Source organism: Pseudomonas sp. Sample_16 (assembly GCF_004307665.1).
GTDB lineage: Bacteria > Pseudomonadota > Gammaproteobacteria > Pseudomonadales > Pseudomonadaceae > Aquipseudomonas.
This window is the reverse complement of sequence record NZ_RCOB01000042.1, coordinates 46,224-64,971: the sequence shown is the minus strand read 5'-3', so window position 1 is coordinate 64,971 and position 18,748 is coordinate 46,224. Positions and strand designations below refer to the sequence as shown.

Sequence of the window (18,748 nt, the reverse complement as noted above, 5' to 3'; positions counted from 1 at the left end):
GTGCCCGAAGCCGGAATCGAACCGGCACGCCCTTACGAGCGGGGGATTTTAAGTCTGTTGCACGCAACTATGCTTAGCGTAAGTTGTTGTTTTACTTATTGTTTTTACTTTCCACTAACGCATACGACACGGCTTCCGACACTACCGCGACACCATTTGTGTCGTGTGTCGAGCTTGGGGATTTACATCTTTTGCGGGTTCTTCCAGCTTCCGAATGGCATGAGCCAGACTATCGGGAGCGAGGTGGGCGTACCGCATTGTCACTACGATTGAGCTATGACCGGCCAGCTTCGAGACCGTCACGATGTCCACTCCTCGCTGCACCAAACGGGAACAGAAGGTGTGACGCATTGCATGGGGCACGAACTGAGGGTCGTTCATCATCTTCATGTGGCGACGGGCTTTATCCCACAAGGTGCGTACCTTGCTGTGATTCCAACCGTCGAACGCTTTCACACTTCCGATGGTGTTGAGACGGCGACGCGCCTCGTTGAACCGACGATCCAGTACCTCACTCACTCGCTTGGTCATCGGGATGGAGCGGGCCTTACCGTTCTTCGTGCGCCACACGGATATGAGTCCGTTGCTCACGTCGCGGTCTTCGATTCGTAGGATTTCACCGACACGCATACCGGTGTCGATTGCCACGATACAGAAGTCGGCCATGTCATAGAGACCGAAGTGGTTGAACGTCCCCAGCAGTATCGCCTCCTCCGCTTCGTCGAAGTAGCGGATGCGATGCTGAGGTTCTTTCTTGCGTTCGATCTTAGGTTTGCGGGAGATGTAGCCCCGCTCGTAAGCGAAGGTCAGCATCTTGGAGAGTGCGGAAAGTTTCCGGTTGATAGTGCTATCGAACAGCCCCTGCTGCTCAAAGGCAAATACCATGTCGTCGATACGTTGCTCGGTAATCGAGCCTGGAGAGCTGAGTTCGCCTAGTATTTCCAGGCACTGGTTGGCGTTGCGTTGGGCAGTCGATCCTCCAGGGCGACCATTCCAGAATCTTTTATAAGTAAGGTCTGCCAACTCCTTGAGTGTGCTGGGATTTCCGTTTGCAGTCCCCGCGCTATCTGCTATCATCTCGCCCCTCATCAGGGCGGCTTTTGTCGCTTTCTCCCAGGCTTCAGCTTCAACTTGGGTGGTGAACTGCCTCCGGTGTTTTCCACCTTGGTGGTTTACGGTGGCCTCAAAGCCTCGACCTCTTGGCTTTACCGGCATGGTTATCTCCTCGCTCGGGTGGTGAAATTGGTATACACAGAGCACTTAAAATGCTCCGACTCACGTCGTGCGGGTTCGAGTCCCGCCCCGAGCACCAACCACTTCTATTTGTTGTCGTCGATCAACTTGGTCAGTGCTTCGGCCAGACGCTGACCTTTCGCAGTCAGCTTGACTACCTTCCGACGTCTTTCCATCGGGTCTTCCGCAGCCACAACCAGATCCATCCCTGCCTTATTCAATCTGTGAACTCGGGACAGAGCTGCCACGTTGCGGCTGCAAGAAGCCTGGGAAATCCCTACGCGCTCCGAAAGCTCCTTCATGGTGATGCCGGGCTGTAAAGCGACCGCGATGAAAGTCTGGGCGGTCTGCATTTGCATCTCCTGATCGAAGTCGCGGAAACGCTTGAGGACTTCCTCGATCACATTGAGGGCGTTCAGAGCCATATTTTTTACCTCCTAGATTCGTTGGAAATGACGAAGTGCATTCGCCATACCCAAATTAAAACATCGTTTGGCTCGACAATCCAGTCCAGCATCTTATGCGGACGTGCATTGCTGTCGAACTCAAAAAAGCACCGCTTTCCGAAAATCTTTGGAGAGCAAAAACTGATGTACATTCTCGTATCTGTCCTTGTTGCTTCTGTGCTGAACAGGCGTCGAGTGCCTGAACCTGTGTACGTCATGCCCTGCAAATCCTTCTGCCCTGCGCCCCTCTCGACGAAAAGGGACGCAGACCGGTGGAACTCCTAAGTGATGCTTACGAAGAACACTGTGACGCCTATCAGAACCACGATAAAACCGAGGTCCAGGGCGTCCTCAAAGCTGATCACGCTGCAATCTCGGGAGGAACCGCGTACTTGGTCGCGGTAACCCCGTTAAGTGTCACTTCGAGTACTGCGTCCGCGTTGATCCGGCGATAACCTTTGCCGGGAACATAGAGCAGATAGAATTTATGGTCCTTCGAATCGCACCGATACTGGGCTGGGACGTCACGGTGATGGATACCAACTCGTCCGGTGAAGGTACGTATGGTCCCGTTATCCTTGACGTATTTGACTGACATGAATCTGCCGTCAGATGCCTCTATGAGTCTGTCGATGGCTCTGTTCATAAACTCAGCTCCTTCTGCATTCGATAAAGCTCGTTTTTCCACGCTAGCTCCTTGAGGTTGTACACCTTTCGGAAGCCTCCCAGCCTGATCTTGGCGGGATTGGTTGGTGATGCGTATCGGATAACTTCATGACCATTGGCAACGAAATCATCAGTTTTCGCAGCAAGTAAAGCCCTAAGTTGACCCTTCTCCATACTTGTACAACCACCTCGTTCCGTACAGAAATTCGGACGCGAATAATCGAGACTAGAAGTCTTTATTTCAAGTGGCGCTTTAGTATCAAAACGCCACTCCATTGATCTAGGTCAATTTTTCACGCGACCTTGGACAGCTCCTGAGAATCCAACTCGAAGGGCAGCTCTGGCGGCATGTCGCCGGATTCAAAGCGGTTAAGCAGAGTGAAGACACCGCTTGGCAGCATGAAGTGGTCACCCTCCTTGTCCTGGCACACCACATCGGTCATCGCGCCGCTGTACTTGGCCACCACGGTGAATGGGCCGTGCTGCATCAGCTTCGCCAGATCAATGTGGCAAACATGGAAAACGATCCCTTCGACGATCAGTCGGCCAGTTTTGGTGCGGTTCAGGACGTTAAAGTCGAACTTGCGTCCAACCTCCACGTCATCCAACGCATCAGCCTGGACTGCGCGCTCAACGGTCTTTGCGACCATGGCGGTGAAGGCGGCAACAGCGATTTGTTTCAGTGCGTTGTTCATAGGTGGATCTCCTAGTGCTAGTGGTATTTAGGCCCTGGGCGTGACAACCCAGTGGTCCTTGCGAACTCTGGTGAGTCCAGTTCGTATGCCCTCGCGGTGAAACCACCGGGCAGTCACAAGAACAGTTAGCAAGCAGCCCTCTAGGGGCAGCTGCTGGTCGTGTTTGAGCGCCGCAGCCATGGCACACCTCAGCAGAACAACAGGCCGCGCTTGGCCATCCGCTGAGCGTGGTATGCACGCTCGATGCGCTCATTGCCCATGTCGTCGAAATCGCCCCATTCCTTGGAGCGGCGCATGGCTTTCCGGTAGGTATGTTCACGGGCCAATTCACGACCCAGGCTCTTGAACGTCTTCATGGTTGTTTCCCTTATTGAGTTCAGTGGGTTCACTGAAGGCCACCCAGTGGATGACCTTGGATGAAGCCACTACAGCTTCCAGACCCAGACCATGTTGGCTGCAGCCCCGACCACGATTGACCAGGGGTGCGGCACGACATAGGCGGCGAGTAGAGCAACCGATAAGCCCAACTTCATGGCCACGATGTGCTCGATCTGCATCCAGGGGATTTTTGGGAACAGCGGGCGGTGGCTCATTCGCCCCCCCCCGCCAGTTGGGCCAGTACGGCACCCAGAACGAGGAAGAAAGCGACACCACCAGCGAACATCGCGTGGTATCCATGACCTTCGATGAACGTTGCACCGAGGTACAGCAAGTGACAGGCGGACTCGCCCTTGTGCATGACATGCCAATGGAAAACACGCTGAATACGCTGCTTGAACATAGGGGCTCCTTGTAGGTTGTGGTGCAGCTTGTTGTGGATTCACTGAAGGCCACCCCCTGGATGGCCTTGGATGAATACACTAGCGCTTTCTATGCGTCGGTGGATTGTTTCAGGCGATAGCGATCAGCCCTTCTCTCTTGAGAACTGAGGCCATCTTTTTGCCGTGGGCCACATAACCGACAACCGAGACCGTTTTATCCCAGCAAGCCCGGCAACCGGAGCACTTACCGTCGTTCTCGTAGGCCTGGCAGACCTTAACGCCAGCCTGAGCCTGGGAAGCCGTGGGCACAATGGTTGAGCCATGTACGCCAGCCTCGAAGGTTCCGTCGACGTTGTCGCTTGAGCGGCGAACTACCACATTGGGCAGTTGTTCCATCATGCGCAGCACCTGGGCAAACTTCCCGAACTTGTGCATCCGAGTCGGTAGCCAGTGCTGGCACCATGGAGTGCGCGCCATTACCTGATAAACCTTGTGGGCAAGGCGTAGATCGTAAAGATCACCGGAGTCGAACCACCGGAAATACCGGTCGCTGTCCAGTTCCTTGACCATCTCGTCTACCCACTCGGCGCGCTTCCAGTCTTGGCGGTTCTCTTGGCGAGGCGCTTTGACGTTGGCGAACCGATAGTTACCAGTGGTGGCATAGCAACCCTTGCAAGCTGGAACCAGTTCACCGTCTGCCCCAACAGAGCCGGGACAGGTAGCTATGGCCTCCAGTGACCAAGAGCGAATGCCGTCTAGTTTTGAAGTAACACTGATGCGAATAGCCATCTGTAATTCTCCGTTTGTTGGGCTAAACGTATCCACTGGTGGATACTTCAAGGCGCACTAATCCTGGGAATGTCCCAGTGGTACTGCTAGTGCGCCTTGAGGCATCCACCATCCTTGGGGATTACCGGCATTCCTTGCCGTTGGTGTTACCTACGGGCACCATCATCCAGATTGTTAAAGAGCGGTGAGCCTTTCGACTCTCGAGGTTGGCTTTCGCTTACCTCTTGGCTGCGCATCTTATGCGCTAGTGGATAGCTTGTCAAGCGACTGTTTCTATCACCCTGCAACCTTTGTCGTCTGGCCTTGACCGTTGAGGCTGTACCAGTGATTCAGCGCTGCGCCCCTTGTGCCACTTGGGTTTTAACGTCTTTATCCTTGACTGGCTGGCCCTTGGGGCTGGGCTTATGGTCCGCTTACCGAACCTCCATGGCTGCGCATCTTATGCGATAGTGGATAGGATGTCAAGTCTCTTGCGAGTGGGTTAGCGAGACGCTATGGCTTGTGGTGTGACTTGATGGGGACTACTAGATAGTTTGGTTAGAAGAAAAAAATAAGACACGACACCACAAGCCCACACAAGAACAAAGCGCAGCATAGCCACCGCAACCGCCCTACTCCCCCGCTCAGGATCGCCCCGGCAATGCGCCTATATGGCTGCCCTACGGATTCATAATCTCTCGTAGGCCCAGCAACGGCGCGGCTTTGCGGGCATCTTGTGTCGTGTCTTGTGTCGCTGGCCCCAGGATCAACCCCAGGTGCCCCCCGGTGCCCCCTCGATAAGCAGCCCTGGCACCCACCCCCACCGGGGGACTCGCGGTGCGGAGCTGGCGTTATGTCATTTCGCATTTTTGCCAAAAACTAGCGTATAAGTCGATTTAGTAACCCCACACAGCATAAGGACTAGATGTGAGCAACCACCTGAACGCCCTCAAGAACGCTGCGAGAAATCACATTGAAACTCGTATGGAAAGCAGCCGCGTTTCTCAGCAAGCTTTTCAAGAATGGAGAGAGCAGCTCCGCAACCTCATAAATGGGGTTGCCTCGTGGGTACATCCGCTCCATGAACTCGACGGCTTCTCCGTCAAAGGAATCGAATTCACTTACAGCAGTACAGACGCCAGCGGCAGGAAAGCTGAGCAAAAAGGGCCAGGGCTGAAATTAACGTTTGCTGATACGGAACTGTTGATCGGCCCGTCTTACATAAATATTGGCTGGGCGCCGGAGGTTCCAATGCTCTGTTCCGGCGCTGTCACAATAGTGGGTTTGGGGATGAAAGATACCTGCCAGCTCCATTACTTTAACGGCGCATTCAACACGTTCACCTATGGCGACAAGAACGGCCCAATTGGGGATATCAGCTTTAGCACCCTGCTGGCTTCCATACTGCCTGAATTGAAAGCCTCCGCTACATAAGCCGAACAGATCGGGGTGGTTGCTATCTCAGTGTCATGATGACAATCCCCCCGACGAAGCACCCCTCCACCGTCTACACTGTATGAACATCCAGTGGTATTCTCTCCCAGGTAATCCTCGGAGACCCTCCTCATGCCACCCCACAAGACCTACGTAAGCCTGAACTCCATGCTCGCTATACGCCACAGCGGTGAGTCCTACATCGTGTATTGCCAGAAAACGGAAGACCTAGCCCGCCTTGCGTTAGAGCTTCTGGTGAATGAGTTCGGGACCGAGGGAGCAAGGTTGGTGCTGAGAGCTGAGTTCGGTAAGTACTTGAGGGACTACAAAGGCGTTGGGAGGGATGAACGCTATGCGAGGGTAGACATTCCTGATGTTTATCCAGACAGAAGGAAGCAGTACGTGGAGCGAGTGAGAGCGGGCACAGCAGACAACTGACAGAGGATTAAGTATCTCAACCAGTAGTCCTTAGATGTCTCCCTGCCATCCACTATCACCCTGCGTTAGCAGGTAGCCGTGCCTCGATGGAGGTGCCATCACCTCCTCCACCGGCACTGTCAGGTTCATCAACAACCTTGATCCGGTGAGGGATGAGAGGGTCTGTATGCCTGAAGCTCAAAGATGTGGTTTGCAGGGCACTGAAGGTATCTCAACCGAGCAGCCTTGAGTGTCTCCCTAGAGGATCTCTTCCTCCATAACTGTGTGGTAATCAGCCTTACAACAAATGTGCTGGGTCATCAATCTCGATACCTAAAGATTGTGCCGCTCTCGCAAGGCTCACCAGCATCTCTCGAACGATTTCGAAGCTATTGATTATTTCTTCTCGACTCAACACCATCATCTTAGCTTCGTGGACTATGTCGTTACGCTTTTTTTGCAACACGGAAGCTCTGTCCTGTAAATCCGCTGAAATACTAAAGCCTGAGACGTTTTTTATTCTTTTGCATACTTTAGAAATATCCCCATTGGTCGCTTTAGCTGACTGTTCTCTCGCCATCTGACCAAGGATCTCATCCTTGTCCTTTTCAACAAAGACGTTCATAGGGATCGTCAGATCACCACCTCCACGCCTTATATAGTCGATCATCAGTTGAGGTTTTTTGAGAAACGCCTCATAGAAAAAAGTTGCTACGTTGTCTTCCAAATGAGTGTAGGCAGTGACCAACATCATGGTGCCATAATGTAAGCGTGCATCAGAAATTTCCTGGCGATAGTTTTTTTCTACGCGCTCTTGAAAAGCTGCACTGAGAGAAGATACAGGCCGCGTAATGATTTCACCGGACTCTTCATCCAAAGACTTAAACTGCCATTTCTGAAAGTGCACCTTCAACGCGTCGTCATCTTCAAGCAGATCACAAAGCGTTCCAAATGTAGCGGGACTAAATATCAGAGGCCCTAAAGCCTTTCCAAGATCAAACATAGATGCTCCGTTCACATGAAAAAGGGGGATCCCTCCCCCATAGTTTACATGCTGAACCAACGGAGTTCAGAAGGTCTGGCACCTAATACCGAATCCTTGAAGCGTTGTAGCTCGGCGTCGATGAGCTTCTCCCTGTGCGCTGTAGCGGCTTTCTCGGTGTCCCTCCCCATCTGCTCCACCCAGTACGCAACTGCTCCTGCAAGCGCATCCAGGCGGTCATCGTGGATCAATGCGCCCTTGTCCTTGGTGATGCGAGTGAGCTGGTAGAACAGGCTGTACTTGGGATCGGGAGCTGAGTCGTAGTCCTTCTTGATCAACGCCTTATCGACCACCAACCGATGCTGGTTCATCACCGGCTCCAGTACGTCGATGATCCGCTTCTCCTTCTGCATGGACGCCCTTGGGGCCTCCTCCAAGGTCACCGGGTGGAACCTGGTCATCCAGGGCTTGAGGAGTTCGAGGAACATACCGTCACCGAAGTTAGGCTCCACCAGTACCAGATTGACCGAGTGCTTGGCTGCCACAAGGCAAAGGCTCTTGAGGGTCTCGTCGTTGTACCCTCCGGTGAAGCCCCCGCAGTCGACCAAGTAGAGCCACCCGTGCAGCATCTTCACGACCGCATACGAGGTCTCATCCTTACCGCGACCAGACGGGTCGATGAACATCACCGAGCCGGTGTAGTCAGCCATGTCCTGGGCAGTCCACATGGGCCTGTAGAACCGGTCACCCCCCATCCCTACGCAAGGGACATCGCTGAGGGTGTACTCAGGGCCGGACGACCAGACAACCTTCACGGGTGCCATCCGGGTATCCAGGGGCATGATGATCAGGTCTTGCAGCCGCAGCGGGTACTTCTCGGCATCCGACAGGCTGGTGTCCAGCATGAACTGCAGGGCAAAGCCTGAGCGTCCATAGGAAGCCTCACGCTCTAGCAGATCCTCCGAGCTGAACCGCTTGGGGTCTGTGGTCTCCCTGGTCTTAGCACCACGGGCGATCATGTCCATGATGTAGGGAGCCAACCGGCCCTGGTACTTATCGGGGTCTTCTGGTACGCGGGCTGGCCATACGCGGATCTGGTAGCCACGCTCAGTGAGCTGGTTGTAGATCGACATCTCGGTCTGAGGCGTGCCCAGGAACGTGATACGTCCACCGGGTTTGATGATCGCGTCGAACTCCTTGATTCGCTCAGAGAGCTGGTCGCGCATCACCTGGGTGAGCGAGTTGTTCAACGACTCAACGTCGTCCGCGATGATCTCGTCAGCACGGCTACCGGTGAGCTGGCCGGTGATACCTACAGACTTCACCGACGGCGAATGGCTGATACCAGCAGGGCCAACGTCGAACATGATGTTGGAGTTGCGCTGGCCGTCCCGTGGGCGCAGGTGCGACAGGATCGGCAACTCGAAGATCAGCCGCTTGGTGAACGTGGAGAACTGGTCAGCACGGTCCTTCGAGGCGGACACAACGAGGAAGTTGAGGTTGGCATCGAGCAGGAGTCGCCAACAGACGTAGGCCGAGGTGATCCAGCTCTTGCCTACTCCCCGGAAAGCCTCGATCACCTTTCGGCGTGGGCCATGCTGTAGGAAGTATGCGATGTCGTATTGAATGGGCGTGGGGTCTGGCTTTGCTGCCGTGATGGCCCCCGCCTTCCAAAGGAACTCCCAAACGACAAAGAGGAAGTTCCTGAAGTCCCGTAAAGGGTGAGACTCAGGCAAAGACATAGGGTTTTAAGCTCCGCAGAAACGCGCAGAGCGCCGCCATCTACCCAACCAGTACGAATGCACTAGTGGATAGCTGGAGACGCTCTACGGGCCTTCTAGGCAGGATTGTTAGTGGTAAGCGGAATCGTTGGGATCGGTGAACGGGAGCTGGCTTGCCAGGGAGTTCGACAGGCGCTCCAGGGAGTTACCGGCAGTCGGGATTGCCTCGATGCCGTTGTCCTTCAAGAACTTGATGGCCTGGGCGAAATCCGAGGCCGTGGCTTGGCCGGACGCGATCCGTGCCAGCAACTGTTCACCGACCGCCGAGTGCAGAGCCTCAAGAAGCTCTTTCGGTGCGGTCACAGGTTTTCTCCTTTCGGAACAGAGATTTCAGGGCATCCCGTACCTTAGGTAGGAAGACAATGATCTGGAACAGCAGCAGCATCGCGGTGCCGATAAACACCCAGTCCTGCAAGGTGATTCCAAACATCGTCATCCCTGAGACACCCACGGGCACAGGAGTGGTGACAATGGCAGCTTGCTCAGCGATATGGCGAGTACTCACTCCGTAGTCTCCTCCAGAGGCTTCACCACAGGCTCGACCAACTCCATAAGTGCTGGGGGAACCTCCAGATCAATCGGAGCTGGCGGACGCATGTAGCCGATGTTCGCCAACATCACTTCCTTGGGAAGGTCCGGGTTCTCAAGGATGTACAGCGGAATGTCGTGATTGAGTGTCACGAAACCCCAATCGACCACCATCGTCTTGGTGGCAGCGTCGATAGAAAGGATCTTAAAGTCGTTCAAATTACTGCTCCTTTGATATGAGTAGTGTCGTTGCCAGCGGTGATAGTCACGGTGTATCCGTTTCTACTGATGGCCGAGCCAGCGGCGCCTGAAGCGGTCACGGAGCTGGAATAAGAAACGCCCGTAATCGCGTAAGTCCCCGCTACACCGGCTGAGCCTGGAGCACCTCCCGCGCCGCCGTATTGCCGTAGGTAAATCGTCGCGGCTATCGTCCAGTTGATCACCCCTCCACTTCCCCCTGCGGATGACGACCCCACTCCGGCCTGGACAAGATTGCTTCCCGACAAGGTCGTGGCGTTCGTCGAGGTAGTAGAGACATCACCGCCTGTGGCGCCAGCGCCCCCACCCCCTGCGGTACGGAGGTAATAGCCGCCGTTAACCGAGTTCACCCCTCCACCGCCTCCACCGCCGCCGTAGATGTACCCGAGGCCGTTGTCGATGGTGCAGGGATAGTCGATGTACAGTGCATTGCCCCCAGCGCCTCCAGCTACGTTGAAAGCACCGCCGCTTCCGCCCTTCCCTTGAATGACACCTTTGTTGATGATTACGAGGGTCGAGCCAGCGGGGAACACCCCTGTACGCAGCGCGTAGCTTCCTACTCCAGCAGAGATCGTTGCTTGGTTCTCGAAGATGTAGGTGTTGGGCTGCGTGGGAGAACCCATCAGCTCGTGGACACTCGCCCCGGTGCGATTGGCTGTATTTACGTAGCGGATCTCATTTTTCCAGGCACTACGCCAACCACCGCTCATGTAGGCCCAAAGCTCCTTCGCGTTAACCCACGCATCGGCAACTTTTGCGTAGACCTTGGAGGCAGTCCTCCAACTGCCCCCGGCGTTCACATTAAGTGGCATGGAATCTCCTCAGTACTGAATCCACACATCGCCATCAATGCCACCCGAAGGCGCCGCAGTGGAGACGGTGAGGTTCTTTGTAGAAGCCGTGCCGAGACTGCCGTTATCCATACGAATCCAGGGAGTCCATGTTCCGCTGTAACACGACCGGCAGTAAGCCTGAGCACCGCCGTTGTACTGAATGGCGATCTGCGCTCGGTTGCTGGAGGCAGCGATAGACGAGTAGAAGCTCGTGTAGATGTGCCAGTAGTACCCCGCGTTAGGGGTGTTCGCGTGGTTCGTCAGGATGAGCTGGGTCACCGCACCGTTAGGGTCTTGACCAGTCGCGCCTTGAGTCAGCCCGCTAGCGGCGTTGAGCGCGCTCTGTAAGCCGGACACATCAGAGATCGCATGGCCGTGCCCAGACGCAGCCTTGCCGTCCAAGGCACTCTGCAGCCCCGTGACATCGGAGATTGGGTGGCTATGGGCGGCTGCAGCCTTGCCATCGAGAGCTGTCTGGAGGCCATTCACCTGGGAGATCGCGTGGGTGTGCCCACTATCTGCTTTACCTGCCAGCGCCTGTTGAGTCGCCGTGGAGACCGGCTTGTCGAGGTCGCGGGTGTTGTCGACTTGCCCCAGGCCCAGATTGCTACGGGCAGCAGCCTTGTCGCTCAGGTCAGCGAGGTTGCGGGAGTTCTTGGAGAAGTCCGACAGGTCGCCGCCAGCGATCTGCTGTACGTCCTGAAGCACCTTGTTCACGGTGACTTGGAGACCACTTGCGGTCTGCACGGCAGTCGCCGCGTCCTGGGCAGCCGATTCAGCCGCCCCTTTCGCGTCTCGGGCGCTCTGCTCCGACTGGTTTGCCAGATAGGAGGCGTTGGCCGAGTTCTGGAGCGCGGTGTTCGCGGTGGCCAGAGCCGTGTTGGCGGTGTTGGTTGCGGTGTTCGAGGCCGCCTCAGCACGCTCTGCCTGGGTCTTCGCAGCGTTGGCCAGGGTCGATGCGCCGTTGGCGGTGCCGCTGGCGGTGTTTGCCGTGCTCACGGCGCTATCTGCCTTGGAGTTGGCAGCCCCCGCCACGGTTTCGGCGTTTGCGGCCTTGGCCAGGGCCTGATCCGCCTTGGTGTTGGCCGTGTTGGCAGTGCTCACGGCAGAAGTCGCCTTCGAGTCAGCGGTGTTGGCAGTCGAGCTGGCGGTGTTAGCGGCGCTCACAGCGGTAGTGGCGAGGGTCTTCGCCTCGTTGGCCGTGGTGGTCGCAGCGTTGGCAGTATCGGTTGCGACCTTGGCTAGCCCGTTGGATTCGACAGCCAGGTCATCCGCTTCCTGGGCCAGGTAGAAGTTCTGCTTGTTTGCCAGATCGAGCTGGCTTTCGGTGAGCGTAGAGCCGTCCGCAAAGTCCACCAGGGTGGAGTTCCGCTCGGTAACCCGGCGTACCTCAACCTTGACCCCGACAGCAGGTGCCGTGGTCAATTGGATGGACGAGGCCGACAGCCAGGAGAACGTGCTTGCGGTCCCGTTCACGGTGACCTTGACGTGGTCCCGCGAGATGTACGGGAAAGGCACCGAGAAGTTGCGGTTACCGCTCACGCTCTGGGTGTAGGTGACTCGCGCTAGAGCCATGCGTTTCCTCCAGACAAATAAAAAGGGCGACCCGAAGGCCGCCCCTGTGCGTTGAACGAATGGTTATTACTGATCCCAGAAGCCCGCTTTCACTTCCGCTTTGCGGTGCAGGTTCTGGATTACGCCTTGCTGAACGCCAGCTTCCTCGGCCATAAGCCGGTAGAAGGCAGCGTCACGGAGGGAGTTGATGTAGCTGTTCACTTGTTGGACCACCGGACCACTGACGGACTGGGTGCCCACAGGAAGACCGGCGTTGAGGATCTGCGACAGGCCGACTTCCGGCTGCTGCTCCTTGTAGTAGCGTTGCCACCGGTCATACAGCGACTCTTTACCATCCGCCGTGGTGGTCTTGCGGAGGTCCGCATTCCCCATCAGGCGGTGCTTGTTGGGAGCCACGAAGGTAGTTCCGGTCTGTTTGCTGATCTGATCGAGCTTGCGCAGGACATCGATCTGCTGATCGTTCATCCCCTTGGCCCGCTCCTCCGGGGTGGACAGGGAGAAGATGTTCCACATTGCGCCCTCATCCCCTGTTTGCCGGACATTGCCCAGCACGTCGTAGGATTTCGGAGCACTGCGGTCATACGCCCCCATGCTGCCCCCAAAGAGCACCTTCGACTCCACCATCTGCCAGAACGTAGTCGGGTCGTCGATGGTGGGGTCGTTGGTCTTGGCGATCTTCTGCATGGTATTGGGCACCAAAGTGCGCAGCTTCTCGCCCAGGAACTTGAGCATCGCGGCGTCCGACTTCTCGGGATCTGCCGCGTCCTCTCCAAGGGTGAGCAGGGTATCTACCCCGGCCATGAGATTGGCATCACGGATGGCCTGGGCAACCGCCCCAGTACCCACAGAGACCGCGCCCATAGCGCGCTGCCACTCGGTCTTATCGATGAATTCACCCTGACGCTCCCGTAGAGCGAGGTTTCCGTAGCGCTCCAGACCATTGATCATGATCTTGATCGGAGTAGCCAGGGGGTCGAAGTTCCGGTAGCTCCAAGTCGTCCCATCGTCGAACCGAATGGTGTAAGGCTCGGGGAGGTCCGAGTCGCCGCGATTACGCTGCTGACGCCAATCCGAGTATGCCCCGTCACCGGTGATCCGGCCCTGGGCGTACAAGGTCAAAACAGCGCTGGTAGCAGCCAGAGACATCATTGCTTCGCCCTGGGCACGCATCTGGGCACGGCGACCGTTGACACCACGGAGGTCACGGAGGAATCCAGGGGCAACAACTTGCACGCCCGGAGTCATCCTCATGCCCTCCTCGAAGACACGCACCGGAGTTCGGAAGAACAACTGCCCCATCAAGCGAACCACCGGATGGTCGTTCACCCAATCCTCATACCGTTTGGCGGTGTTGGAGGCGAACCCTTCGCCACTGAACGCCCGCTTGTAGAGCACGTCGCGGACGTAGTCGATGGCCTCTTTGTCGTGGCCATGCCGCAGTGCCTCAGGATCTCTTGCCATCTCACGCTGAACGTAACTGACCAGCTTCTGGCCGGAGTAGCCAAGGGTACGGCCTTTGTTCAATACCACGTTCAGGTTCTCCTGGGCCGTAGGTTTGGCATAGGAGGACTCGATGGCAGACTTCACCTGGGCCTTAACATACTGGTTCAGCTCCCTGCCCTTGAGTCCCTGGCGTTCGCCCTCCTCGAATGCGTTGTTGGCCACCTTCCCGGCGATGAAACCTTCGTAGGTCAGGCGCGACATGAACTCATCCGAAGCGTTAAGCAGTCGGGGAAACATACGAACCACCCCGCCCTTTAGCCCTTTGATCGCCAACTCGCCCTCAAGCAGACGGCCAGACTCCCTGGTGAGGATGGCTTGTTCGTATCGGAACGCAGCTTTTGCTGCTCTCCAGGCTCCACCGGTTGCTGACCGCATGGCGCTGTAGGTAGCCATCATCTCGCGGCGAGTAGCCTTCTCGAAGGGGTTCGATAGGGCCGCGTTGAGCGTAGGCCGGTACAGCACTTTGGCCATGGAAGGTACGAGGTTGACGGCCAAGGTGGTCGGGCTAAACACGTTGGAGATGATCAGCTCGTTGGCCTTGCGGATGAACCCAGGGTTGGTGCCAACAGCCGACTCAGCGTCGATAGCCAGCTCCTCCTGCTTGACCACGGTGAGCCTTGCAGCTTCGTCCACGTCACCCTTGGCCAGGGCTGCAGAGATTGCGGAGTCGTACTCCTGGGTTTTCTGCTTGGTCTCGGCACTTTCCATGGCTACATCGACACGGCGAGCAAACTCGGCGTCGGCTGCTTCCTTGTCCATGCCCTGCTTCATCAACTCCTCTGGACTCAGCCCACGGAGAGCCGTGAGACCTTCCTGGCGTTGCCGCAGCATGGAGCCTGTGAGCGACGAGAAAGCCTCGTCCATCGTCGCAGTCGGAGCCAGCAGCCGTTCCAGCTTCTCTTGCTGTTGGCCCAGCTGGACCAACTTCTCGGGATTACTGGTGCTCTGGGCTTCCTTAATGACTTTGGATAGCTCGACACGTAGTTGATCCACGGCGATCTGAGTTGAGCGGTTGAAGCTCCCCCACTCGGCTTGGGTCATCTTCGTAGTGCGGAGCTGATCGACAATGTCCTCGACTTGGGTGTAATGCAGGTCGCGGAGGTCTTCCGCAAGAGACTCTGCAAACTTGGTGACCTCCTCCATGTTCCTGGGAACGAATGGAATCTGGTTGTCCAGCTCAGGCGTATTGAGCTGATCCAGAGTGCGGTTGAAGATCATCTCCCCTTCGCGGGCAGGAGTCTCGATGTCCTTGCCGGGAGACATGCGGATCACGTCAGTACCAGGCTGGGGTTCATCAAGGTTGATTGAGGGCAGCTTTAGCGGCTCAGCCCCGGCTTCCGGTTGGACTTTCGGGGCTTCGCCTGGGGTGGGTTCATCGAGCCTGATCGAGGGCAGATGATCCGGCGCATTAGCGGGCGCCTCTGCCTCGAACATCCGGTTACGCCACTTGGCTGCTAGTGAGTCTGAAACAGCAGAGAGTACAGTACCCCCAACCAGACCAACCCCTGCACCCACGGCAGCACTGCCCAGAACAGACGTTCCATCAATCTCCTCCTTACGACCTGCGGTTACTTCAACGCTCTGGCGGATCGTGTTATCCACGGCCCCGTACATCGCGCCTTCAACGCCAGCGACTGTGCCGGTCTTTAGGCCAGACTTGAGGAGTTCGCGAACGCCCGCCTTGGTGGCTTGTTTGGCAGCCTCCTTACCGCCCAGGCCAATGCCCAGGGTTCCCAATCCGACGTAGGTGGTTGGATCAGCCAGGACACCTTTGAAGAACCGACCAGCCCCCGCCCAGGAGGCGTTGACGTGGTCGTAGGTGTCCATCATGTGAAGGAAGGCTTCCTTCTCGAACTGCTCAGCGTTGTGGATCTGAGCAGCGTCGACAGCCATCGAAGGTAAGTTGTAATTGAACCACCCCATCATGTCGAGACCCCAGTCGGACAACTCTTGATCGCTGCCCTGGAACTCTCGTCCTTCGTTCATTTGGTACATGACCCGTGCTGCGGTGAGCCAGTCCTTGTCACCCACCAACGCCTCAGGCTCGATGTCCTCACCAACCGGACCATACTGGTGATCTTTGGGCGCAGAAGCTGCTTCGTCGTTCGACGCGGACTGTGAGAGGTACATCAGGGTTTCGTTGAGCTGATTCCCATGGAGGTCATCAGGTAGCTCGTAGCGAGCGCCATTGATCTCGTAAACGGCCATTCAATTCCTCACTCTACTCGGCGCACCTCCACGCCGTTCGGTAGACGGAACGAGCCAGCCGAGCCTTCCGGCGCAGCCTTCTGTGGGGACGGTGCAGGTTTGTTGGTTGCTTGGGGTTGCGATTGACCCATGCGGTTTTGCAGGTTTTGGAGACGCATATCGGCGGCTTGGCGGGCGCGATCCAGTAGTTCCAGCTTGGCGCGGCCACGGGGCACCTCACCCTTTTCCTCGATGTAAGCGTTGACCTCGGAGCCCAGGGTGTTGAAGAACGTCGAGCGGACGGTCCCTTGGGCGTTAACCCCCTGGATTTGCAGGACTTGGCCTTGGGGCGACTGAGCGAATACCTTGAGGTCGTCTCCCAGGTTGGAGTCGAAGTAGGTAGTCACGTCCTTATCACGCAGCAAGTTCACCCCTCCCATCAGGGTCGGGATGTCATCGATCAGCTTCTGCTTGTCGTGGGGGTTGAGGTCGTTGCGAGCCATGATGTGGTCACGCAGCTTGTCCTCTGTAACGTCGCCGTCCTGGCGGAAGTCGTACAGGAATTCAGGGTCACTCTCGAACGCCTGGGTGAACGAACCTGTGGTCCCGGCCTGGAGCAACTTCGACCGCACCGAGGCAGCGTTGCGGGTGCTGTAGGTTGAATCCAAGGTGGGCTGGGAGTTCAGCCGCAGGGCGTACTCGTACAGCTCCGGGGTCTTGTAGTAATCAGCTGGGTTCACAGCATCGCCACTGACCAGCCGTTGCAGGATCGAAGCCTTGCCCGAACGGATGCTCTGAGACCGTTGGAACTCAGCAATCTCCTTGGCCCTCACGAACTCGGAGTATTTCGCAGCCTCGATCTGTTGACCCACCTTGGCCAGTTCGGCCTTCGATGTAGCGTTAAGGAACCGGGGCGGGACCGAGTCGAGCAGTTTGGTGTTGCTATCGGCCACCGCCTGTGCAACCACCGAGTCCACAACGATCTTGTTCCGCTCGATGTTATTAAGCGACGACGACTGCTTCCACTCCTCGTCCAGGGCCATGAGGTCGCCCTTGTTTTTCAGGGTATTCACCACTGCGTCCGAGAAGGAGTTCTTCTGGAGTTCCTGGTGGTATTGCGCAGTCTCGCGCATCCAAGTGGTCTCGAACTCGTTCAGAGTCCGGTCGACTTGGTCGAGGAAACCGCTACCGTAAAAGTCCTGGCCCCCGGTTTTCTCGAAGGCTTGCTTGCGGACTCCGTCGAGGAACTGCTTGCGATTGGCCGTATTCAGGCGCAACTCGTCGTTCTGTAGAACGTCTTGCACCTGATCGAGCGCCCACTGCTTAGCCTCCTGCTCCCCTGTAGCCTGGGCGATACGGGCTGCCACGGTGGGAACCAGCTCTGGGAACTGTTCCTGCACCTGGGTTGAACTGACAGCCCCGGACTCCTTGTCCTTCGTGAACTGCTCGGTATAGAACCGCAGCTTCTGCATCTGCTCCTTTTCCATGTCCTTGGTGGTCGCAGCCGCGTACCGCTCCAGGGAAGGGTTCAAGGACGACAGCGCATCAGCAAGCTGGCCCAGGCGATGATCCTGGGCGATTGCTTGAGGTCTAACGTAGGTTTCGACCCGAGCCGCAGCCGGGGCCAGACCTACTCGGGCCGACATAGCCCGCTGGGTTACCGCTCGCCCCCTCTTTTGGCGGACAGAGGGACGCGAGGAAGACGAGGGCCGCAGCCCCGGTACGTTGTCCATTGGTTACCTCTTAGGTCGTCTTGGGTGTGGTGGTGGTAGTGGCGGTGGTCTTCTTACCGAAGAAATCACCAACTGGATCTTTGCCGGTTCTGGTGGCGTAGTTGGCGTAAGCCCCAGCAGCACTCGAACCGATCTGCAGAGCAGTAGACCACCCGCTTGGGCGGATACCTGCGGTAGTGGCGTTCATCTGGCCCATGGCCTGATTACGGGCGCCAGACATCTCGGAGTTGAGCTGATCGACCGACCAATCACGGTTCTGCTCGATGGTGCTGATGTCTCGGGAGGCAGTGGCGCCGATGTCTGCCAGGATGGATTGAACTGAGAAGCCAGAGACTCCAGCCTCACCGGCTGCGGCATAGGCTGAGGAAACTTGCCGTACAGACTCACGGCGGCGCTCCTCGATCTGCTGGGAAGCACTTTGGGCTTCTTGCTGCTGGCGGTTCTGGACGGCGATGTAGCTGTCACGCAGGGCAGCCTGGGCATTCCGCTGGTTCTGCTCGTGTTGCTTGGTCTGAACCTTGGCTGCAACTTCAGCCTGTTGGTGACCAGCTACGGCAGATAGCGTCCCGATCACAGCCATCGTGATGGAAACGGGATCACACATTAGCGTCCCTCCATTGGGATCAACTTGGCGAACTCGAAGAAACGATGGCCGTTGTGCTCGAACTCACGCAGGAACGTAAATCCGGCCCACTTGAGCCATCGGATGTGGACTTGGTTTTCCGCGTGTACAGCGTTTGCCAATACGCGGTAGTGCTCGCGGATGCGCGAAAGATATGGGCGGGTCTCGCGTAGGATCTGAACCCAGTGATCCTTGATGGCGTCGGTGGCCATCATCCAGACGTAGCCCAGGTAGGGTTCATCGGATGGACAGGTGCCCCACATGACGTGAGGCTTATCCTGCGCATCGACCGCGACGTAGCAAGGATCAGGCGAGTGGACTCCAAC

Annotated in this window: 21 protein-coding genes and 1 tRNA gene; 3 read left to right on the top strand and 19 right to left on the bottom strand. The window is 56.9% G+C overall.

All coding sequences use genetic code 11. From position 1 onward, the window contains the following. Nucleotides 1-141 precede the first annotated feature (141 nt). Nucleotides 142-1,215, bottom strand: coding sequence for a site-specific integrase (locus D8U69_RS05940; protein WP_130906920.1), 1,074 nt, complete (start codon nt 1,213-1,215; stop codon nt 142-144). A 12-nt stretch (nt 1,216-1,227) separates the two neighbouring features. Here D8U69_RS05940 and D8U69_RS05935 point away from each other — a divergent pair. Beyond that, nucleotides 1,228-1,312, top strand: a tRNA-Leu gene (locus D8U69_RS05935). A 7-nt stretch (nt 1,313-1,319) separates the two neighbouring features. Here D8U69_RS05935 and D8U69_RS05930 read toward each other — a convergent pair. From D8U69_RS05930 to D8U69_RS05910, 7 genes are all read right to left on the bottom strand, one after another. After that, nucleotides 1,320-1,658, bottom strand: a complete 339-nt coding sequence (locus tag D8U69_RS05930; protein WP_130906919.1) for a MarR family winged helix-turn-helix transcriptional regulator — start codon at nt 1,656-1,658, stop codon at nt 1,320-1,322. 382 nt (nt 1,659-2,040) lie between these two features. Further along, the gene (locus D8U69_RS05925; RefSeq protein WP_130906918.1) at nt 2,041-2,325 is read right to left on the bottom strand and encodes a hypothetical protein; all 285 of its coding nucleotides are present in this window, start codon (nt 2,323-2,325) and stop codon (nt 2,041-2,043) included. A gap of 313 nt (nt 2,326-2,638) precedes the next feature. Continuing rightward, on the bottom strand, nt 2,639-3,040 hold the full coding sequence (locus D8U69_RS05920) for a hypothetical protein (RefSeq protein WP_130906917.1): 402 nt from the start codon (nt 3,038-3,040) through the stop codon (nt 2,639-2,641). A 188-nt stretch (nt 3,041-3,228) separates the two neighbouring features. Next, on the bottom strand, nt 3,229-3,396 hold the full coding sequence (locus D8U69_RS29435) for a hypothetical protein (RefSeq protein ID WP_177434551.1): 168 nt from the start codon (nt 3,394-3,396) through the stop codon (nt 3,229-3,231). Nucleotides 3,397-3,465: 69 nt separating this feature from the next. Continuing rightward, the gene (locus D8U69_RS29430; RefSeq protein ID WP_177434550.1) at nt 3,466-3,633 is read right to left on the bottom strand and encodes a hypothetical protein; all 168 of its coding nucleotides are present in this window, start codon (nt 3,631-3,633) and stop codon (nt 3,466-3,468) included. Then, complete coding sequence (locus tag D8U69_RS05915; protein WP_130906916.1) at nt 3,630-3,821, bottom strand: hypothetical protein; 192 nt, start codon at nt 3,819-3,821, stop codon at nt 3,630-3,632. The genes D8U69_RS29430 and D8U69_RS05915 overlap by 4 nt, the downstream gene beginning before the upstream one ends. Before the next feature lie 109 nt (nt 3,822-3,930). Beyond that, nucleotides 3,931-4,590: a hypothetical protein gene (locus D8U69_RS05910; RefSeq protein WP_130906915.1), complete on the bottom strand. Its 660-nt coding sequence runs from the start codon at nt 4,588-4,590 to the stop codon at nt 3,931-3,933. 906 nt (nt 4,591-5,496) lie between these two features. Here D8U69_RS05910 and D8U69_RS05905 point away from each other — a divergent pair. Then, nucleotides 5,497-6,003: a hypothetical protein gene (locus D8U69_RS05905; RefSeq protein ID WP_130906914.1), complete on the top strand. Its 507-nt coding sequence runs from the start codon at nt 5,497-5,499 to the stop codon at nt 6,001-6,003. Between the two features lie 132 nt (nt 6,004-6,135). Continuing rightward, a complete protein-coding gene (locus D8U69_RS05900) occupies nt 6,136-6,441 on the top strand; it encodes a hypothetical protein (protein WP_130906913.1) in 306 nt (101 codons plus the stop codon). 277 nt (nt 6,442-6,718) lie between these two features. Here D8U69_RS05900 and D8U69_RS05895 read toward each other — a convergent pair whose 3' ends face one another. The 11 genes from D8U69_RS05895 to D8U69_RS29585 all read right to left on the bottom strand — a co-directional run bounded on the left by D8U69_RS05895 (nt 6,719) and on the right by D8U69_RS29585 (nt 18,685). Continuing rightward, the gene (locus tag D8U69_RS05895; RefSeq protein ID WP_130906912.1) at nt 6,719-7,423 is read right to left on the bottom strand and encodes a hypothetical protein; all 705 of its coding nucleotides are present in this window, start codon (nt 7,421-7,423) and stop codon (nt 6,719-6,721) included. A gap of 44 nt (nt 7,424-7,467) precedes the next feature. Then, nucleotides 7,468-9,144: a phage terminase large subunit gene (terL, locus tag D8U69_RS05890; protein WP_130906911.1), complete on the bottom strand. Its 1,677-nt coding sequence runs from the start codon at nt 9,142-9,144 to the stop codon at nt 7,468-7,470. 108 nt (nt 9,145-9,252) lie between these two features. Beyond that, the gene (locus D8U69_RS05885) at nt 9,253-9,486 is read right to left on the bottom strand and encodes a hypothetical protein (protein WP_130906910.1); all 234 of its coding nucleotides are present in this window, start codon (nt 9,484-9,486) and stop codon (nt 9,253-9,255) included. Continuing rightward, nucleotides 9,461-9,688, bottom strand: coding sequence for a hypothetical protein (locus D8U69_RS05880; RefSeq protein ID WP_130906909.1), 228 nt, complete (start codon nt 9,686-9,688; stop codon nt 9,461-9,463). The genes D8U69_RS05885 and D8U69_RS05880 overlap by 26 nt, the downstream gene beginning before the upstream one ends. Continuing rightward, nucleotides 9,685-9,930, bottom strand: coding sequence for a hypothetical protein (locus D8U69_RS05875; RefSeq protein ID WP_130906908.1), 246 nt, complete (start codon nt 9,928-9,930; stop codon nt 9,685-9,687). Before D8U69_RS05875 ends, D8U69_RS05880 begins: the two co-directional genes overlap by 4 nt. Then, nucleotides 9,927-10,781 carry a hypothetical protein gene (locus D8U69_RS05870; RefSeq protein ID WP_130906907.1) on the bottom strand — a complete coding sequence of 285 codons (855 nt, stop codon included), beginning with the start codon at nt 10,779-10,781 and terminating at the stop codon, nt 9,927-9,929. The genes D8U69_RS05875 and D8U69_RS05870 overlap by 4 nt, the downstream gene beginning before the upstream one ends. Before the next feature lie 9 nt (nt 10,782-10,790). After that, nucleotides 10,791-12,377 carry a phage tail fiber protein gene (locus tag D8U69_RS05865; protein WP_130906906.1) on the bottom strand — a complete coding sequence of 529 codons (1,587 nt, stop codon included), beginning with the start codon at nt 12,375-12,377 and terminating at the stop codon, nt 10,791-10,793. Between the two features lie 66 nt (nt 12,378-12,443). Further along, nucleotides 12,444-16,088 carry a hypothetical protein gene (locus D8U69_RS05860; RefSeq protein WP_130906905.1) on the bottom strand — a complete coding sequence of 1,215 codons (3,645 nt, stop codon included), beginning with the start codon at nt 16,086-16,088 and terminating at the stop codon, nt 12,444-12,446. An 8-nt stretch (nt 16,089-16,096) separates the two neighbouring features. Continuing rightward, nucleotides 16,097-17,713, bottom strand: a complete 1,617-nt coding sequence (locus tag D8U69_RS05855; protein WP_130906904.1) for a hypothetical protein — start codon at nt 17,711-17,713, stop codon at nt 16,097-16,099. 97 nt (nt 17,714-17,810) lie between these two features. Further along, nucleotides 17,811-18,404 (bottom strand): hypothetical protein, encoded by a 594-nt coding sequence (locus tag D8U69_RS05850; protein WP_130906903.1) that lies wholly within the window; start codon nt 18,402-18,404, stop codon nt 17,811-17,813. Further along, on the bottom strand, nt 18,404-18,685 hold the full coding sequence (locus tag D8U69_RS29585; RefSeq protein ID WP_206663062.1) for a phage protein Gp13 family protein: 282 nt from the start codon (nt 18,683-18,685) through the stop codon (nt 18,404-18,406). The genes D8U69_RS05850 and D8U69_RS29585 overlap by 1 nt, the downstream gene beginning before the upstream one ends. Nucleotides 18,686-18,748 lie beyond the last annotated feature (63 nt).